The sequence below is a fragment of the Spirillospora sp. CA-142024 genome (assembly GCF_050942325.1).
Classification (GTDB): domain Bacteria; phylum Actinomycetota; class Actinomycetes; order Streptosporangiales; family Streptosporangiaceae; genus Spirillospora.
The window spans coordinates 6,937,175-6,953,477 of record NZ_CP192077.1 but is presented as its reverse complement, the minus strand read 5'-3'; the positions used below and the strand labels follow the sequence as shown (position 1 = coordinate 6,953,477).

Below are 16,303 nucleotides of genomic sequence, written 5' to 3'. Positions count from 1 at the left end.
TAGGAGGCGACGTTGGCTAAGGACGCTTCAACCCCCGTGGACTTCTGGTTCGATCCTCTGTGCCCCTGGGCCTGGATCACCTCGCGCTGGATCCTGGAAGTCGAGAAGCTCCGCCCGATCGACGTGCGCTGGCATGTGATGAGCCTGGCCGTGCTCAACGAGGACAAGGACATACCGGAGGGCTACCGGCGAATGCTCGCCGATGCCTGGGGCCCCGTCCGCGTGTGCATCGCCGCCGAGCAGAAGTACGGGCCCGAGGTGCTCGGACGCCTCTACACGGAATTGGGCACGCGCCGCCACCACGAGAAGCAGAAGTTCGACCGGGAGCTCCTTGAGGCGTCGCTGACCGCCGCGGGCCTCGACCCGGCGCTCGCGAGCGCCGCCGAGTCGGCCGAGTACGACGAAGCCCTGCGCGCCTCCCACAAGGACGGCATCGACCGCGTCGGCCAGGAGGTCGGCACCCCGGTCATCGAGGTCGAGGGCCACGCCTTCTTCGGCCCCGTCGTCACCCCGATCCCGCGCGGCGAAGCCGCCGTCAAGCTCTTCGACGGCGTCCTCGCCGTCGCCGGCACGGACGGATTCTTCGAGCTCAAGCGCACCCGCACGAGGGACCCCATCTTCGACTAGGCCAGGACCGCATGCTTGCTCGCGAGTCACATATGGGTTGCTATTGCGAGCATGTTGCAACAACCAGCCGTGTGCCGACAAACTAGTCCTGCCAGCTGCGAACAGGTAGGGGTGGTTCAGTCGTGCACGTACCGGACGGATTCATCGATGCGCCGGTGTCGATCGCGGCGGGCGCGGTCGCGGTGGCCGGGGTCGGGGTCGCGCTGCGGGGCGCCCGGCGGGAGCTGGACGACCGCACCGCGCCGCTGGCCGGGCTGACCGCCGCGTTCGTGTTCGCCGCGCAGATGCTCAACTTCCCGGTCGCGTCCGGGACGAGCGGGCACCTGCTCGGCGGGACGCTCGCCGCGATCCTCGTCGGTCCGTATACGGGCGTGCTGTGCGTATCGGTCGTCCTGCTCATGCAGGCCCTCCTGTTCGCGGACGGCGGGCTGACCGCGCTCGGCGTCAACATCACGAACATGGCGCTGGTCACGGTCGTCGTCGGGTACGGGCTGTTCCGCCTGCTGCTGCGGGTGCTGCCCAAGACGCGGGCGGCCGTGTCCGCGGCGTCGTTCGTGGCGGCGGTCGTCTCGGTGCCGGCCGCCGCCGTCATGTTCACGCTGATCTACGCGATCGGCGGGACGGCGGACGTCTCTATCGGCAAGGTCGCCACCGCGATGATCGGCGTGCACGTGCTGATCGGGATCGGCGAGGCGCTGATCACCGCCGTGACCGTGTCCAGCGTGCTCGCCGTCCGGCCCGACCTCGTCTACGGGGCGCGCGGGCTGCTGAAGCCGCTGCGACTGCATACCGCCGAGCAGAAGGCGGACGGCCCGGCCGCGCCGTCCCGGGCCTGAGGAGGCACCCATGACCACCAAGCGGTTCTTCGCCGGATTCCTGCTCGTCTCGCTCGTCCTCGCCGGGATCGTCAGCTACTACGCCAGCAGTGACCCGGACGGCCTGGAGAAGGTCGCCGCGGACAAGGGCATCAGCGCCAAGGAGAAGGACCACTCGTTCAAGGACTCCCCGCTCGGCGACTACGGCGTCAAGGGCGTCGGCGACGCGCGGCTGTCCGGCGGGCTGTCCGGCGTGATCGGCGTCGGCGTCGTCCTGCTCGTGGGCGGGGGACTGTTCTGGGGCGTCCGGCGGCGCGGCTCCGCCGGCCCGGAAACGGCCACGGAGCAGGACGAGAAGGTGCCGTCCGAGACGTCCCGGAAGGGCTGATGGGCGCGGGTCACGCGCACCGGCTCTACGTGCCGGGCGCCTCGCGGGTGCACGGGCTGCCGCCGCAGTGCAAGCTCGTCGCCGTCCTCGCGTTCGTGCTGCTGGTGGTGGCCACTCCGCGCGAGCGGATCTGGGCCTTCGGCGCCTACGCGCTGCTGCTCGCGGCCGTCACGGCGGTCTCCCGGGTCCCGTTCGGGACGGTCGCGCGGCGGATCGTCATCGAGGTGCCCTTCGTCGCGTTCGCGTTCCTCATGCCGTTCGTCGCGAACGGGGAGCGGATCACGGTGCTCGGGCTGCGGCTGAGCGAGAGCGGGCTGTGGGGCGCCTGGAACGTGCTCGCCAAGGGCACTCTCGGCGTGGTCGCGTCGATCCTGCTGGCCGCGACCACCGAGCCCCGGCTGCTGCTGCTCGGCATCGAGCGGCTGCGGATGCCGCAGCTCATCACGCAGATCGCCACGTTCATGCTCCGGTACGGCGACGTCGTCACGGCCGAACTCGGGCGGATGAAGGTGGCGCGGGCGTCCCGCGGTTTCGAGGCGCGCGACATCCGCGCGACCGGGGTGCTCGCCAAGTCCGTCGGTGCGCTGTTCCTCCGCTCCTACGAGCGGGGGGAGCGCGTTCACCTGGCCATGGTGAGCCGTGGTTATGACGGCCGCATGCCCGTCATTCACGATGTGGGCGCGACTGCCGTGCAGTGGACGGCCGCGGCCGCGCTCCCCTTGGCCGCCGCCCTTGTCACGCTTGCTGCTTGGATGGCGCCATGACCCCGTCCTTGGAAGTGCAGGGCCTCGCCTACGCCTACCCCGACGGCACACAGGCGCTCTTCGGCGTCGACCTGACGATCGGACGCGGCGAGCGTGTCGCGCTGCTCGGGCCGAACGGCGCCGGGAAGACCACGCTCGTCCTGCACCTGAACGGCATCCTGCACGGCGGGCTGGGCGAGGTCCGGGTGGGCGGCCTGGCGGTCGACCCGAAGGACAAGAAGGCGCTGCGGGAGATCCGCCGGCGCGTCGGCATCGTCTTCCAGGACCCCGACGACCAGCTGTTCATGCCGACCGTCCGCGAGGACGTGGCCTTCGGCCCCGCCAACCTCGGGATGCGCGGCGCCGAGCTGGACCGCCGGGTCCGGGACGCGCTGGCCCGCGTCGGCATGCTGGACGTCGCCGACCGGCCGCCGCAGCACCTCAGCTTCGGGCAGCGGCGCCGCGTCGCCGTCGCGACCGTCCTGGCGATGGAGCCGGAGATCCTCGTGCTGGACGAGCCGTCCTCCAACCTGGACCCGGCGAGCCGGCGGGAACTGGCCGAGATCCTGCTGAGCCTGGACGTGACGGTCCTGATGGTCACGCACGACCTCCCGTACGCGGCCGAGCTGTGCCCGCGGTCGGTGATCCTCTCCGGCGGCGTGATCACCGCCGACCGGCCCACCCGGGACCTGCTCACCGACGCCGAGCTGCTCGCCGCGCACCGGCTGGAGCTCCCGTTCGGCTTCGACCCCGCCGGCGCGTCCCTGCGCGGCTGAATCACCGGCTCTTCGGCCGTTCCGCTTGCCTCGCCGTTCGTCCTTCGCAAGACTTCGATGTCTCGACACTGGTAACGGTTTTCATATCCGAAATGAGGCATTCGTGAAGGTTGCGTTCGTCGGCAAGGGCGGCAGCGGCAAGACCACCCTGTCGTCGCTGTTCGTCCGGCATCTGGCCGGGCGCGGGCTGCCGGTGGTGGCCATCGACGCCGACATCAACCAGCACCTCGGCGTGGCGCTCGGGCTGGACGAGGCCCGCGCCGCCAAGATCCCCGCGCTCGGCGACCGGCTCACCGAGCTCAAGGAGCATCTGCGCGGCGACAACCCCCGGATCTCCTCGGCGTCCGCGATGGCCAAGACCACCCCGCCCGGCGCAGGGTCGCGGCTGCTGCGGTTCCGCGGCGACGACCCCTTCCACGAGGCGGGCCAGGAGGTGGACGGCGTGACGCTGCTCGCCACCGGTCCGTTCAACGACGACGATCTCGGCGTCGCCTGCTACCACTCCAAGACCGGCGCGGTCGAGCTCTACCTCAACCACCTCGTGGACCGGCCCGGCGAGTACGTCGTCGTCGACATGACCGCCGGCGCCGACACGTTCGCGTCCGGGCTGTTCACCCGGTTCGACCTGATGTTCCTGGTCGCCGAGCCCACCCGCAAGGGTGTCGGCGTCTACCGCCAGTACACCGACTACGCCCGCGACTACGACGTCGCCATCCGCGTCGTCGGCAACAAGGTTCAGTCCGAGGAGGACGTCGCCTACCTGCGCGAGCACGTCGGCGCCGACCTGCTGACGTGGCTCGGCCAGTCCGCCGCCGTCCGGGCGCTGGAGCAGGGCCGGCACGGTGCCGTGCTGGAGGACGGCAACGTCGCCGCCCTCGACCGCATGCGGGCCGAGGTGGACGGCCGCGTCAAGGACTGGGACAGGTTCCAGCGGCAGGCCGTCGAGTTCCATGTGAAGAACGCGCGGAGCTGGGCGAGCCGTGCGGCGGGGGAGGACCTCGAAGCGCAGGTCGACCCCGGCTTCCGCTTCCCCGCGTCCGCTCCGTGACGTCCGTGCGACGCTACCCCGGGTAGTCCGGGGCCTACCGGCGGAGACGAATGGGCACTACCCTGCCCGCCATGACGATGCGGCGGATGCTCGCGATGACGGGCGGCGCGTTGGCTCCCCTGGCACTTCTGTCCCTGGTCTTCGGCAACCAATGGGTCGTCGACGCGATCATCAAGAGCGACTTCGAGTTCGACGAGGGCATCGGCCCGCTGGTGTCCTGGATGCTCATGCTCGGCTGGCGGTTCACGCCGCGCGACGGGCTGGACTGGCGCCAGGTGGTGACGGCCGACCTCAGCCTGCTGATCTTCTTCGGCGTGCTGGTCCTGCTCGTGGTGGCGGGCGCCCGGCTCGCCGACCCGGGCCGCTCCCCGTTCGGCGCGGTGATCATCGGCTGGTGGGCCACGGTGGTGGCGGGCGGCGCGTCCGGGCTCGTGGCCGGCCCGCTGGCGAACTGGGCGTACGACCTGCACGGCCATCTCAGCCGGATGACCTTCTCCACGATCGGGCAGGGGGCGTCCTTCGGACTGGCGTTCGGCTGGCTCGCGGGGCTCGGCGCGCTGGCAGGGTTCTTCCTCACCCGTCCCCGCGAGGGCGGCCCGCCGCCCCCGCAGCCCTACGGTCCTCCGCAGCCCTACGCGCCGCAGCCGGGCATGCCGATGCAGCAGCAGCCCTACCCGCAGCCCATGCAGCCGCCGCACCCGTCGGCGGTCCCGTACGTCCCGCCGCAGGGGCAGCCGCCGCAGCACGGCTGGGGCGCCGCGCCCGTCCCGCAGCAACCGGGGCAGCCGGGGCAGTTCGGCGCCCCGCCCGTCCCGCAGCAGCCGTCCGCGCCGCCGCTGGAGCAGCCCGCCCCGGCCCCGCGCGAGGACGAGCCTCCACAGGACGAGCCTCCACAGGACGCGCCGGACGACGCCTCCGGCGAAGCCCCGGAGAACCCGCCTGAGAACCGGCCCGGGAGCGGGCCCGAGAGCCCGCCCGAGAGCCCGCCGGATGACGACGACCTCGACCTCGCCGACCGGACGATCATCGACCGCAAGCGGGACGACGACGACGGCTGACCCCGGCGCGCGGGCACTTCCCGGGCCTGCGAGAATCGGGCGCATGCGCGTGTTTCTTGGATCCGACCATGCCGGCTTCGAGCTGAAGGAGCACCTGGTCTCCTGGCTGAAGGAGAACGGGCATGAGGCCGTCGACTGCGGCGCGTTCGAGTACGACGCCGTCGACGACTACCCGCCGTTCGTGCTGCGGGCCGCCCAGCGGACGGCGGCGGAGCCGGGGACCCTCGGCATCGTGATCGGCGGGTCCGGCAACGGCGAGGCGATCGCGGCCAACAAGGTCAAGGGCGTCCGGGCCGCCCTGGTCTGGAACGAGGACACCGCCACGCTCGCCCGCGAGCACAACGACGCGAACGTCATCGCGCTCGGCGCACGGCAGCACGACCTCGGCACCGCGACCCGGTTCGTGGAGCTGTCCATCGAGACGCCCTACTCCAAGGAACCGCGCCACACCCGCCGGATCAGGATGCTCGCCGACTACGAGAGCACCGGCGAACTGCCCCCGCTGCCGCGCGAGGGCTGACCACGAGCGCCGACCGCGGGGCTAGAGCCCGTTCTCCGGCGGCTTGCGGGCGCCGCCGCGCTTGCCGAGGCGGCGCCGTTCGTTCTTGGCGGCCTTGGTCCGCTTCGCGGACTCGCCGTTCCCGCCCGGACCGCCTCCGGATCCCCGGGCGGGGCGCGGCTCCTCGCCCTCGGGCCGCAGGCGTGACACGTCCCGAGCCCGCATCGCCGCGTCCACCGTGATCCGCATGCCCGGCTGGACCATGTGCCGCTCCTCTCCCGGAGAGATCATCCGTGCCTTGAAGCCTCACATACCCGGAGATTGCGTAATCGGACCGTCGCGATAAGTCACCGGTACCCGCAGACACTGACCGGCCGGGCGCAAGGGTCGGTACAGTGCCGGAGTCATGCTTCAACGACTGGTGCAGTTCCTTCCGCCGAGAGTGCGTGACGTGCTGCGCAAGATTCCGCTTCTCGTGCTGCTCTACCGGTGGCTGAGGCGTGGCAAGCTGACCAGGGAACGGTACGTCTTCGCGGCGCTGGCGGTCCTCGCGATCGCGATCGGGCTGGCCACGTCCAGCGACTCGCGCGGCCTCGCCCCGTCCGGCGCCCTGGTGCTGATCGTGGTGGGCGGCGGGCTGCTGCTGAAGGTGCGGAGCCTGGTCGCGCTGCTCGGCGTCGTGGTCGCCATCGCGGCCTACAACGCCTGGAAGGACTTCGACACGATCGGTCCCGGCATGATCGCGACGCTGACGATCACCGCGGTGCTCGCGCTCACCCTCGCCCGGACCCGCCAGCAGCTCGGCGTGCAGGGCCTGCGCGGCGACTCGATGCTGCTGGAGCTGCGCGACCGGCTGCGGCGGCACGGCGAGATGCCCGAGCTGCCGGACGGCTGGCGCACGCAGGTCGTCATGCTGCAGGCCGGCGGGTCCTCGTTCGGCGGGGACTTCGTGGTGTCGGCGTCCGACGGCGACTCGCTGGAGGTAGCTCTGGTCGACGTGTCCGGGAAGGGCACCGACGCCGGAACGCGGGCACTGATGCTGTCCGGTGCCTTCGGTGGGCTTCTTGGATCGGTCCAGCCGGGCCATTTCCTGCCCGCGTGCAACACCTACCTGCAGCGTCAGCGATGGGACGAGGGTTTCGTCACGGCCGTGCACGTCGTGGTCGACCTGAAGTCGGGGGAGTACACGGTCGAGTCGGCGGGGCATCCGCCCGCCGTCCAGTTCGACGCGGGCACGGGCGCTTGGCGGGTCAGCTCCGCCAAGGGCGTCGTGCTCGGCGTGGTCCCCGACCTGAACTGCGTCCCAGAGCGGGGGAAGCTGCGGCCGGGCGACGCGCTTCTCCTCTACACCGACGGGCTCGTGGAGTCCCCGGGCAGCGATCTCGACGCGGGGATCGACCGGCTGCTCGGCGAGGCGGAGCGGCTCGTCCCGCAGGGCTTCGGCACCGGCGCGCGCGAACTCGTGGAGACGATGTCCGCGACCCGCGACGACGACTGCGCCCTCGTCCTGATCTGGCGCACCGACGCCGGCCGGGTCCACTGAGCGCGCTCAGCCGCGCTTGTGCTTGCCCTTCTGCTGGCCGTGCTTCGCCTTGTACTTCGGTTTGTGCGTCTTCGGCGGCGGCCGCTTGGACGCCCCGGGCTTGACGACGCCCGCCCCCTTCGTCGGTGTGGCGGAGACCGCCGGCGTGGGCGGAACCGGCGTGCCGGGGGAGGGCGGGTGGTGGCTCCTGCCCTGCGCGAGCCCGATGAGGACGGCCCCGATCAGGACGGTGCCCGCCGCGGCGCCGGCGCCCGCGAGCAGCCGGGTGCGCGTGGACGACCTGGCGCCCGCCACCCCGGGCGGCGTGAACGCCTTGGTGTCGGTCTCCTCGCGATCGTCCGGCTCCGGCGCGCATGGCGCCGACGGACGCGGCACCAGGGGCTGAGGCGCCGGGGCCGCGTCGGCCTCGGCGTCGGCCGGCCGGGGCTGCTGCTCGACGAGGGCGAGCAGCAGGTCGGACGCCGTCGGGCGCTCTGCCGGGTTCTTCGCCAGCGCCCACCGGACGGCCGGGACCAGCGACTCCGGCAGCCCGGACAGGTCCGGGTCCCCGGCGGCGGTGCGGAGCGTCGCGGGGTCGCCGCCGATCGGCATCCGTCCCGTCCCCGCGTGCGCGATCAGGCAGCCCCAGGCGAAGATGTCGGCGGCCGGGGTCGCGGGCCCGCCGACGAGCACTTCCGGCGCCATCCAGCCGGGGGTGCCGAGGAGCTTGCCGGTCGCGGCGGTCATGCTCGGGGAGTCCTGGCTGCGCGCGATGCCGAAGTCGATGACGCGGCAGCCGGACAGGGTGAGCATCACGTTGGCGGGCTTGAGGTCGCGGTGCACGAGCCCCGCGGCGTGGATCGCGGCGAGCGCCGACGCAACGCCGACGGCGACGCCGTGCAGGTCGGCGGGCGGCAGCGGCCCGTCGTCGGCGAGCCGGTCGTGCAGCGAGATCCCGCCGACATAGTCGGTGACGAGGTAGGGGCGGCCGTCCTCCTCGCCGTGCGCGAGGACCCGCGCCGTGCAGAACGACGCGACGCGGCTCGCGAGGTACGCCTCGTCCTTGAACCGCCGCCGGTAGGAGGGGTCGCCGGCCAGGTGCGGATGGATCGTCTTCACCGCGACACGGCCGCCGGACACCGGGTCGGCGCCGAGGTAGACCGTCCCCATGCCGCCGGACCCGAGCCGCCCGAGCAGTCTGTGCCCGCCGACCTCACGCGGGTCGGCGGGTTCGAGCGGGCGGATGTCTGCCTCCATGCGCTGTTCCCGGTCCCCCTTCTTTCTCCTGCCCGTCCATCCCCGTTCGACGGCAAATTATGGCGGGTTCGCGGAGGAAGTGCGGAAACGTGATCGTCACGTCGATGTAGCGCCCCGTGCATCGGGGGCGTGCAGAGTGGGAACAGTTCGGCAGCACGGCCCGGCCCGTCGGATCCTCCTCGGCGCGCGGGTGGCGGGCGGCTGGCGGCACTGAAGGCGGTGTCCGCGTGCACGGCTCCCCAGGGGTGGGAGGCGCCGTCCACGCGGGCACCGGCCACCTTCCCCGGCGCCCTTCCACGGGATTCCGGGACCGGTATGTGGTGATGTTTCGCAGGGCAATGGGCAGGTAACATCCAGTTCTGCGCTCACCCCCCGGCGCTGGGACGCGGCGGACCCGGCCGCCGCGTGCGAGCCGGAAGGGGGGAGAAGCGCCGGGTGCCGAGACTCGGGGACCTGCTGTCGCCGTCCTGCTGGTCGGTGCGGACCCGCGTGACCCTCGCAGCGACCCTGATCGTCGCCGTCATGCTCATCACCGGCGTCGTGCTCTTCTACCAGGCCCTCCGGAGCACCGTCTACCAGGGACTGCACGACCGCGGCACCTTCGCCGCGTCGGACCTGGCCACGCTCGTCCGCGAGACCGACCCGCGCGGCACCCTGCACGTCCAGGATCCCGACTTCACGCTCCTCCAGGTGCTGGACGCCGAGGGCGACATTCTCGCGGCCAGCGAGTCCCTGCACGGGCGTGGTCCGCTGCATGTGCCGGTCTCGCGGGTGCCGGGCCGCCCCGAGTACCACACCGTGGAGATGCGGGGGGACACCGAGGTCTATTTCGTCACCGAGCGGGTGCGGACGCCCAGCGGCGACCGGAAGGTCTTCGTGGGGGCGCCCATCACCACGTTCGCCCGTTACAAGGGGCTGCTCATCGGCCTGCTCGTCGGGTCGGCCGTCGTCGCCACCTCCGCGGTCGGCTGGATCGTGTCGCTGTCGGTGCGGCGGGCGCTGCGTCCGGTGCGGGTGATGAGCGCCGAGCTGGTGGAAATCACAGGGGGCGGGGCCGACCGCCTGGTGACCGTCCCGGGCCCGGGCGACGAGGTGTCCGAACTGGCCGAGTCGGTGAACGTGACGCTGAACCGGCTGGAGGACGTCCTCTCCCGGCAGCGCGCCTTCGTCGCGGACGTCTCGCACGAGCTGCGCAGCCCGCTGACCGGGCTGCGCGCCCAGCTGGAGGTGGCGCTGGAGCATCCGGAGGACGAGGACTGGCCGGCGGTCGCGCGGGCGGCTCTCGCGGACGCCGACCGGCTGCAGGGCATCGTCAGCGACCTGCTCATCCTGGCGAAGCTGGGCGCGGGCGTGCACGTGCCGCGGGAGCGGGTCGACCTCGGCGAGCTGGTCCGGGTGGAGGCCGGGCGGCGGCCCCGCCGGGTCCCGATCGAGATCGCGGCGGGCGAGGGCGTCGTGGCCCGGGTCACCCCGCACCACATGGTCCGGCTGCTGACGAACCTGCTCGACAACGCCGAGCGGCACGCGAAGTCGCGGGTCTGGGTGAGTGTGGCCGTGGACGGGCCGGACGCCGTGCTGGAGGTCCGCGACGACGGTTCCGGGATCGCGCCGGAGGACCGTGAGCGGATCTTCTGGCGGTTCCAGCGGCTTCCCGAGGGCCGAGAGCGGGACCGCGGCGGCACCGGGCTCGGGTTGACGATCTCCCGCGACATCGCCCGCGCGCACGGCGGCACCCTCGTCGCGGCGGACAGCGACCAGGGCGCCCGGTTCGTCCTGCGCATTCCCCGCGACGAGCTCTAGCCCCGGGCGAGCGGCGGTCGGCGCGCCGCGTGCCGGGTCGCCTGCTCGAACGCGTGCCCGATCCGCAGGACGGCGAGGTCGGCGTGGTGCGGCCCGACGATCTGCAGCCCGACCGGGAGCCCGTGCGAGGTGAACCCGGCGGGCACCGACAGCGCGGGGCATCCGGTCGCCGAGATGAGGAAGCACGACCGCATCCATTCGAGGTAGTCGTGCATCGGCTGCCCGGCGACCTCGTCCGGGTACTCGGTTCCGGCGTCGAACGGCGGCACCTGGCTGACCGGCATGAGCAGCGCGTCGTACCGTCCGAAGAACGCGCGGACGCGGTGGAACAGCGCGGTGTGCAGCGTCTCGGCCCGGCCGAGGTCGGCGCCGGTGAGGGAGCGGCCGGCGTCGATGTTCGCCGCCAGGGACGCTTTGAAGTCGGCGCGGCGCTCGTCCAGGAGCGGGCGCAGGGTGATGTCCCAGTGCCAGGCCCGCAGCGTCCGGAACACCTCGTCCGCCCCGGTGAGGTCGGGCGCCGCCTCCTCGACGGCGCAGCCCAGCTCCTCGAACACCTTGACGGCCGGTTCGAGGACGCCGGTGACGGCCGGGTCGACGGGGACCGTCCCGCCGAGGTCGGGGGACCAGGCGAGGCGGAGCCCGGCGAGGTCCCGGTCGAGCGGCACGGCGAACGCCGAGCCGGGGGTGTCCAGCGCGATCGGGCTGCGCGGGTCGGGGCCGGCGAGCACCGAGAGCAGCAGCGCCACGTCGGCGACCTCGCGGGCCATCGGGCCCTGCACGCCCAGCGTCGACCAGCCCGCCGCCACCGGCCAGGACGGCACCCGTCCGGGTGACGGGCGGAACCCGGCGACGTTGCAGAACGAGGCGGGGTTGCGCAGCGAGCCGCCCATGTCGCCGCCGTCCGCGAGCGGATGCATGCCGCACGCCAGCGCGGCAGCCGCGCCGCCGCTGCTTCCGCCGGCCGACCGGGACGGGTCGTAGGGGTTGCGGGTGAGGCCGAAGACCTGGTTGAAGGTGTGGGACCCGGCGGCGAACTCCGGCGTGTTCGTCTTGCCGAGCGTGACGGCTCCGGCGGCCCGTATCCGCTCGATGACCAGCTCGTCGGTGTCCGGCACGTGGTCGGCGAAGATCGGCGAGCCGGACGTGGTGCGGATGCCCGCCGTGGCGTGCGTGTCCTTGTGCGCGATGGGCAGGCCGTGCAGCGGGCCCGGCCGCTCCCCGGACGCCAGCCGCTCGTCGGCGTCCCGCGCCTGCTCCGCCGCGCGCTCCGCGACCAGCGTCACGATGGCGTTGACCTGCGGGTTCGTCCGTTCGATCTGGTCGAGATGGGCCTGCACGACCTCGCGTGCCGACAGCTCGCGGGCGCGGACACGGCGCGCCAGCTCACGGGCGGACGCGAAACAGATCTCTTCGGACACGTGCGTTCCCTTCTGCCGGGTTCCTCCCCAGTGTCCACCCCGGATGCCGGAGGGGCCCGCCTTGAGGTCATCATGCAAGGGAGACCGAGGGAAGGGGTCCCGTGACGGAACGTGCCGGAGCGCGGGAGCTGCTGCGCCGCGTGCTGGACGGGGGCGCCTGGACGTCCTGGGACGTCCCGCCCGGCGGCTCGCCGCCTCCCGCCTCCCCGTACGGGAAGGATCTCGCCGCCGCCCGCGAGCGCAGCGGCTGCGACGAGGCCGTCCTGACCGGGGAGGGCCTGCTGCGGGGACGCCGGGTCGCGTTCGTCGTGTCGGAGTTCCGTTTCCTCGCCGGCTCGATCGGCCTCGCCACCGCCGACCGGATCGTCGCGGCGGTCGAGCGCGCCACCGCGGCGGGACTGCCGCTGCTCGCCGCGCCGTCCTCGGGCGGCACCCGCATGCAGGAGGGGACGGCCGCGTTCGTCCAGATGGCCCGGATCACCGCCGCCGTCATGGCGCACCGCGCCGCCGGGCTGCCCTACCTCGCCTATCTGCGGCATCCCACGACCGGCGGGGTGTTCGCCTCGTGGGGGTCGCTCGGCCACGTCACGGCCGCCGAGCCCGGCGCGCTGATCGGGTTCCTCGGCCCGCGCGTGTACGAGGGCCTGAACGGGGAGCCGTTCCCGCCGGGTGTGCAGGTCGCCGAGAACCTCGCCGCCAAGGGGCTGCTGGACGCCGTGGTCGGCATCGACGATCTCGCCGAGGTGGCGTCCTGCGCCCTGAACGTCCTGTGCGAAAGGCCGCCTTCCACCCCCTCGGCCTTGCCCGAGGGCGCCCTGCCGGAGGGGACGGCATGGGACTCGATCGAACGGTCGCGCCGGCCCGGCCGTCCGGGCGTCCGGGAACTGCTCCGCCACGGCGCCTCGGACGTCACCCCGCTGTCGGGCACCGGCGAGGGCGAGGCGGACCCGGGGCTCCTGCTCGCCCTCGCACGCTTCGGTGCGGCGCCGTGCGTCCTGGTGGGCCAGGACCGGCACAGCCAGCGCACCGGCCACCCGCTCGGCCCGGCCGGCCTGCGCGTCGCGCGGCGCGGGATGCGGCTGGCCGCCGAGCTGGGCCTGCCGCTGGTCACCGTGGTCGACACGCCCGGCGCCGTCCTGTCGGCGGAGGCGGAGGAGGGCGGGCTGGCCGGCGAGATCGCCCGCTGCCTGGCCGATCTCATCACGCTGCCCGCGCCGACGCTCTGCCTGCTCCTCGGCGAGGGCACCGGCGGCGCGGCGCTGGCGTTGCTGCCCGCCGACCGGGTGCTCGTGGCCCGGCACGCCTGGCTCGCCCCGCTCCCGCCGGAGGGCGCCGCGCTGATCGTCCACCGGACCCCGGACCGGGCGGGCGAGATGGCCGAGGAGCAGGGAGTCCGGTCGGCGGACCTGCTGCGCGGCGGCCTCGCGGACGCGCTCGTCGACGAGCGACCCGACGCGGCGGACGAGCCCGGGCCGTTCTGCCGCCGGGCCGCCGCGGCCGTGGAGGCGGGCCTGTCCGGGCTGACCCCGGCCGGCCCCGCCGCGCGGCAGGCCCGCTACCGCTGACTCCGCTCGCCGGGGCGACCGCCGCTACAGTCGGGCGTCATGACCGAGACCGTCACACGGGCGGGCTACGACGCCGTCGCCTCCCTCTACGCCGACCTCTTCCGCAACTCCCTCGACGACCTTCCCCTGGACCGCTCGCTGATCATCGCCTTCGCGGAGATGGTCCCGGCGGGCGGACGGGTCGCCGACCTCGGCTGCGGCCCCGGCCACGTGACGGCGCTGCTTGACACCCTCGGGCTCGACGCCTCCGGCATCGACCTGTCGCCCGCGATGATCGCCCAGGCCCGCGCCGACAACCCGCACCTTCGTTTCGAGGAGGGCTCCATGACGGCGCTCGACCTCCCGGACGGCGGTCTCGCGGGTGCCCTCGCCTGGTACTCGCTCATCCATATGGAACCCGCGCGCCTCCCGGCGGTCTTCGCCGAGTTCCACCGGGTCCTGGCCGCGGACGGCCTTCTCCTGCTCGCCTTCCAGTCCACCGACGGGGACGAGCCGGACCCCTTCGACCACAAGGTCGCCCCCGCCTACCGCTGGCCGATCGACCGCATCGCCGACCTGGGAGGCCAGGCCGGTTTCACCGAGGTGGCCCGCCTGCTACGCCGTCCGATGCACGAGCACGAGCACTCCCCGGCAGGGCACATCCTGCTCCGCAAGCGCTGACGGCGTCAGGGACGGTACGCGGCGGCCCTGGCCGCCTCGACGTGGACTCGGGCGCGCTGCCAGGGATGCTGACGGGGGAGCCGGCGTCTACCACGGTGGCCGCGGGGAACGAACGAGGCGAGCACCGCGGCCGCCGCGACGATGATGAGCCCGACGAGGGCGCAGCGGGCGAGCTTGGGCAGCCCGCACCCGGCCTCCCCCGTGGCGAGATCCGGGACGTTCCCGGTGGAGCCGGCCAGCGCGGCTTTGTCGGCCATGTCGTTCGCTTTCTCTGGTCCCTTCGCTCATTCGCGCACAGTTTGTCACACCGCTTCCACCCGCCGCATGGTTGTGATCCTTTACTGCGCGCCGGTTTCGGGTCCGGGCGGCGGGTCGAGGAGACCCGCGCGGTGGGCGAGGACGGCGGCCTGGACGCGGTTCGTGAGCGACAGTTTCGTCAGGATGCGGCTGACGTGGGTCTTCACGGTCGCCTCGCTCATGTGGAGGGCCGCGGCGATGTCGGTGTTCGACAGGCCGCCGCCGACGGCCACGAGGACCTCGCGTTCCTTGGCGGTGAGCGGCCGCAGCCTGGCCTCGGCGTCGGAACGTCCCGCGTCGGCGAAACGGCGGAGCAGGCGGCGGGTCACCTTGGGCGAGAGCATCGCGTCGCCGCGGGCCGCGCTGCGGACGGCGGTCAGCATCTCCTGTGCCGACGCGTCCTTCAACAGGAAGCCGACCGCGCCGTGGTGCAACGCGGTGTGGACGTACTCGTCCAGATCGAACGTGGTCAGGACGACGACGCGGTGGGATCCGGCCAGGCGTTCGGTGGCGGTCAGACCGTCCGCGCGGGGCATGCGGATGTCCATCAGGACGACGTCCGGACGATGTGCCGCGGCCTCCCGGACGGCCTCGTTCCCGTCGGACGCCTCGCCGACGACGGTGATGTCCGGCGCCGTCCCCATGATGGTGCGGAGCATCGCGCGCACCATCCACTCGTCGTCGACGATCAGGACGCGGATCACAGCGGGACCTCGGCGGTGACGCGGTAGCCGCCGTCCGGGGTCGGGCCGGCGGTCAGCTCCCCGCCGAGCAGCCTGATGCGCTCGGCGATGCCGAGCAGGCCGTGGCCGCCGCTCGGCAGCCCGGGCACGGGGGCCCGGGCGCGGCCGTTGGTCACCGACAGGTGCAGCGCCTCGGGCGTCCGCCGGACGACGACGGCGCTCTCGGCGTCCCCGGCGTGCTTGTGGACGTTCGTCAGCGCCTCCTGCACGACCCGGTACACGGCGTGCTCGACGAGCGCGGGCGGGCGCGAACCCTGCTCGTCCACCAGCCGGAGCGTGACCCGCATGCCGGTCCGGCGGGAGTCCTCCACCAGGCCGGCGAGGTCGGCGAGCCCCGGCTGCGGGACGAGCGGCGCGTCGCCGTCGGTGCAGAGCACCTCCACCAGCGAGCGGAGCTCGGCCAGGGCCTCCCGCCCGATGGTGCCGATCCGCTTGCCGATCGCGGCGGCGTCCCGTCCCTCGGACGCCTCCAGCGCCGTCGCGTGCAGCACCATCAGGGACACCCGGTGCGTGACGACGTCGTGCATGTCCTGCGCGATCTGGGCGCGCTCGTCGCTGCGGGCCCGCAGCACGCGTTCGTGCTGCTCCCGCTCGGCGCGTTCGGCCCGCTCCCGCATGCCCGCGATCAGCTCGCGGCGCGTTCCGGCGTAGAGGCCGAGCAGCGCCGGCGCGAGGCAGATCGCGGCGGTGAGCGGCACGGCCGCGTCCGGCCCGCCGAGACGCCAGATCCCGGCGCCGACCACCAGGGAGGCGACCGCCGTGGCGGCGGCCGTCGCGCGTCTCGACCGGGCGTGCTCGGCGAAGCGGTACTGCGCGACGTTCACGGCGACGAACGCCCCGAGCGTCACCCACGCGGCCAGCGCCACCGCCACGAGCGTCCGGTGCCGCCGCGACCAGATCGCGGCCCCGGCCGCCAGGCCGAGCGGGATCGAGAACCAGAGCGGCGGATCCCAGCGGAAGGAGACGATGCTCTGGTCGCCGATCGACCGCCCCGCCCCGAGATCGCCGGACGCGGTGCTCGCGGCGACGGCGAGCGCCAGGACCGCGTTCACCGCCGTCGCCCGGTTCATGAGCATCACGTTAACCG

The 16,303-nt window shown here is 73.3% G+C and carries 18 protein-coding genes; 12 read left to right on the top strand and 6 right to left on the bottom strand.

Annotated elements, in window-relative coordinates; genetic code table 11:
• The first annotated feature begins 36 nt into the window (after positions 1–36).
• The 8 genes from ACQPZP_RS32850 to ACQPZP_RS32815 all read left to right on the top strand — a co-directional run bounded on the left by ACQPZP_RS32850 (position 37) and on the right by ACQPZP_RS32815 (position 5,975).
• A complete protein-coding gene (locus ACQPZP_RS32850; RefSeq protein ID WP_433473578.1) occupies positions 37–627 on the top strand; it encodes a mycothiol-dependent nitroreductase Rv2466c family protein in 591 nt (196 codons plus the stop codon).
• 122 nt (positions 628–749) lie between these two features.
• A complete protein-coding gene (locus tag ACQPZP_RS32845; RefSeq protein WP_433473577.1) occupies positions 750–1,463 on the top strand; it encodes an energy-coupling factor ABC transporter permease in 714 nt (237 codons plus the stop codon).
• A 10-nt stretch (positions 1,464–1,473) separates the two neighbouring features.
• The gene (locus ACQPZP_RS32840; RefSeq protein WP_433473576.1) at positions 1,474–1,830 is read left to right on the top strand and encodes a PDGLE domain-containing protein; all 357 of its coding nucleotides are present in this window, start codon (positions 1,474–1,476) and stop codon (positions 1,828–1,830) included.
• Positions 1,830–2,594 (top strand): cobalt ECF transporter T component CbiQ, encoded by a 765-nt coding sequence (gene cbiQ / locus ACQPZP_RS32835; protein ID WP_433473575.1) that lies wholly within the window; start codon positions 1,830–1,832, stop codon positions 2,592–2,594. Before ACQPZP_RS32840 ends, cbiQ begins: the two co-directional genes overlap by 1 nt.
• Positions 2,591–3,349 carry an energy-coupling factor ABC transporter ATP-binding protein gene (locus ACQPZP_RS32830; RefSeq protein ID WP_433473574.1) on the top strand — a complete coding sequence of 253 codons (759 nt, stop codon included), beginning with the start codon at positions 2,591–2,593 and terminating at the stop codon, positions 3,347–3,349. The genes cbiQ and ACQPZP_RS32830 overlap by 4 nt, the downstream gene beginning before the upstream one ends.
• 103 nt (positions 3,350–3,452) lie before the next feature.
• Positions 3,453–4,397 carry an ATP-binding protein gene (locus ACQPZP_RS32825; protein ID WP_433473573.1) on the top strand — a complete coding sequence of 315 codons (945 nt, stop codon included), beginning with the start codon at positions 3,453–3,455 and terminating at the stop codon, positions 4,395–4,397.
• 71 nt (positions 4,398–4,468) lie between these two features.
• Positions 4,469–5,455, top strand: coding sequence for a hypothetical protein (locus ACQPZP_RS32820; protein ID WP_433473572.1), 987 nt, complete (start codon positions 4,469–4,471; stop codon positions 5,453–5,455).
• Between the two features lie 43 nt (positions 5,456–5,498).
• Positions 5,499–5,975, top strand: coding sequence for a ribose-5-phosphate isomerase (locus ACQPZP_RS32815; RefSeq protein ID WP_433473571.1), 477 nt, complete (start codon positions 5,499–5,501; stop codon positions 5,973–5,975).
• A gap of 21 nt (positions 5,976–5,996) precedes the next feature.
• On the opposite strand, the gene ACQPZP_RS32810 is transcribed toward ACQPZP_RS32815, so the two are convergent.
• Positions 5,997–6,218, bottom strand: coding sequence for a hypothetical protein (locus ACQPZP_RS32810; RefSeq protein WP_433473570.1), 222 nt, complete (start codon positions 6,216–6,218; stop codon positions 5,997–5,999).
• A gap of 142 nt (positions 6,219–6,360) precedes the next feature.
• Between ACQPZP_RS32810 and ACQPZP_RS32805 the strand changes: the two genes are divergently transcribed.
• Positions 6,361–7,497, top strand: coding sequence for a PP2C family protein-serine/threonine phosphatase (locus ACQPZP_RS32805; RefSeq protein ID WP_433473569.1), 1,137 nt, complete (start codon positions 6,361–6,363; stop codon positions 7,495–7,497).
• A gap of 6 nt (positions 7,498–7,503) precedes the next feature.
• Here ACQPZP_RS32805 and ACQPZP_RS32800 read toward each other — a convergent pair whose 3' ends face one another.
• The gene (locus tag ACQPZP_RS32800) at positions 7,504–8,733 is read right to left on the bottom strand and encodes a serine/threonine-protein kinase (RefSeq protein WP_433473568.1); all 1,230 of its coding nucleotides are present in this window, start codon (positions 8,731–8,733) and stop codon (positions 7,504–7,506) included.
• A 435-nt stretch (positions 8,734–9,168) separates the two neighbouring features.
• Between ACQPZP_RS32800 and ACQPZP_RS32795 the strand changes: the two genes are divergently transcribed.
• On the top strand, positions 9,169–10,533 hold the full coding sequence (locus ACQPZP_RS32795) for a sensor histidine kinase (protein ID WP_433473567.1): 1,365 nt from the start codon (positions 9,169–9,171) through the stop codon (positions 10,531–10,533).
• Here the strand turns inward: ACQPZP_RS32795 and ACQPZP_RS32790 are convergent.
• Positions 10,530–11,951: an amidase gene (locus ACQPZP_RS32790; protein ID WP_433473566.1), complete on the bottom strand. Its 1,422-nt coding sequence runs from the start codon at positions 11,949–11,951 to the stop codon at positions 10,530–10,532. The two genes, ACQPZP_RS32795 and ACQPZP_RS32790, sit on opposite strands and share 4 nt — an antisense overlap.
• Positions 11,952–12,052: 101 nt before the next feature.
• On the opposite strand from ACQPZP_RS32790, the gene ACQPZP_RS32785 reads away from it, so the two are divergent.
• Both ACQPZP_RS32785 and ACQPZP_RS32780 read left to right on the top strand, forming a co-directional pair.
• A complete protein-coding gene (locus tag ACQPZP_RS32785; RefSeq protein ID WP_433473565.1) occupies positions 12,053–13,516 on the top strand; it encodes a carboxyl transferase domain-containing protein in 1,464 nt (487 codons plus the stop codon).
• Positions 13,517–13,555: 39 nt separating this feature from the next.
• Positions 13,556–14,176, top strand: a complete 621-nt coding sequence (locus tag ACQPZP_RS32780; protein WP_433473564.1) for a class I SAM-dependent methyltransferase — start codon at positions 13,556–13,558, stop codon at positions 14,174–14,176.
• 5 nt (positions 14,177–14,181) lie between these two features.
• Here ACQPZP_RS32780 and ACQPZP_RS32775 read toward each other — a convergent pair whose 3' ends face one another.
• The 3 genes from ACQPZP_RS32775 to ACQPZP_RS32765 form a co-directional block, all read right to left on the bottom strand.
• Positions 14,182–14,433 (bottom strand): hypothetical protein, encoded by a 252-nt coding sequence (locus ACQPZP_RS32775; RefSeq protein WP_433473563.1) that lies wholly within the window; start codon positions 14,431–14,433, stop codon positions 14,182–14,184.
• 81 nt (positions 14,434–14,514) lie between these two features.
• Complete coding sequence (locus tag ACQPZP_RS32770) at positions 14,515–15,177, bottom strand: response regulator (RefSeq protein ID WP_433473562.1); 663 nt, start codon at positions 15,175–15,177, stop codon at positions 14,515–14,517.
• Positions 15,174–16,286, bottom strand: a complete 1,113-nt coding sequence (locus tag ACQPZP_RS32765; RefSeq protein ID WP_433473561.1) for a sensor histidine kinase — start codon at positions 16,284–16,286, stop codon at positions 15,174–15,176. The genes ACQPZP_RS32770 and ACQPZP_RS32765 overlap by 4 nt, the downstream gene beginning before the upstream one ends.
• Positions 16,287–16,303: the final 17 nt, after the last annotated feature.

Coding starts and splice junctions, on each gene's coding strand:
- ACQPZP_RS32780 (WP_433473564.1), top strand. CDS start 13,556: ATGACCGAGACCGTCACACGGGCGGGCTACGACGCCGTCGCCTCCCTC.
- ACQPZP_RS32840 (WP_433473576.1), top strand. CDS start 1,474: ATGACCACCAAGCGGTTCTTCGCCGGATTCCTGCTCGTCTCGCTCGTC.
- cbiQ (WP_433473575.1), top strand. CDS start 1,830: ATGGGCGCGGGTCACGCGCACCGGCTCTACGTGCCGGGCGCCTCGCGG.
- ACQPZP_RS32810 (WP_433473570.1), bottom strand. CDS start 6,218: ATGGTCCAGCCGGGCATGCGGATCACGGTGGACGCGGCGATGCGGGCT.
- ACQPZP_RS32775 (WP_433473563.1), bottom strand. CDS start 14,433: ATGGCCGACAAAGCCGCGCTGGCCGGCTCCACCGGGAACGTCCCGGAT.
- ACQPZP_RS32815 (WP_433473571.1), top strand. CDS start 5,499: ATGCGCGTGTTTCTTGGATCCGACCATGCCGGCTTCGAGCTGAAGGAG.
- ACQPZP_RS32765 (WP_433473561.1), bottom strand. CDS start 16,286: ATGAACCGGGCGACGGCGGTGAACGCGGTCCTGGCGCTCGCCGTCGCC.
- ACQPZP_RS32800 (WP_433473568.1), bottom strand. CDS start 8,733: ATGGAGGCAGACATCCGCCCGCTCGAACCCGCCGACCCGCGTGAGGTC.
- ACQPZP_RS32805 (WP_433473569.1), top strand. CDS start 6,361: ATGCTTCAACGACTGGTGCAGTTCCTTCCGCCGAGAGTGCGTGACGTG.
- ACQPZP_RS32830 (WP_433473574.1), top strand. CDS start 2,591: ATGACCCCGTCCTTGGAAGTGCAGGGCCTCGCCTACGCCTACCCCGAC.
- ACQPZP_RS32820 (WP_433473572.1), top strand. CDS start 4,469: ATGACGATGCGGCGGATGCTCGCGATGACGGGCGGCGCGTTGGCTCCC.